Source organism: Pedococcus sp. P1_H8, from assembly GCF_056405175.1.
This window is the reverse complement of sequence record NZ_JBFUCP010000482.1, coordinates 1-358: the sequence shown is the minus strand read 5'-3', so window position 1 is coordinate 358 and position 358 is coordinate 1. Positions and strand designations below refer to the sequence as shown.

1 protein-coding gene is annotated in these 358 nt (G+C 67.3%); it reads right to left on the bottom strand.

Features of this window, described 5'->3' with window-relative positions; all coding sequences use genetic code 11:
- A partial coding sequence (locus AC1DYG_RS20955) for an AMP-binding protein (protein ID WP_477641745.1) occupies positions 1 to 358 on the bottom strand: 358 nt, incomplete at both ends.

The window sequence follows — 358 nt, the reverse complement described above, 5'->3', positions numbered from 1 at the left end:
ATGTTCACGGTCTGAGACGCGGTCATCCGGTCGCTGACACTGGCCTGGATGGTGGTCTCGGTGGGGCCGTAACCGTTGAACATCTTCCGGCCGACGGACCATTTCTGCATCAGCTCCGGCGGGCAGGCCTCGCCCGCCACGGCCAGCACCCGCAGGTTCTCGAGCCCGACGTCGTCCATGGAGGACAGCGCGGTCGGGGTGATGAACGCGTGGGTGACGTGCTCACGGCGCAGCAGGTCCTCGAGTTCGGCGCCGCCGTACACCGCGGGCGGGACGATCACCACGCTGGCACCGGCACTGAAGGCCATCATCAGCTCGAAGACCGAGGCGTCGAAGCTGGGCGAGGCCAGGTGTGAGA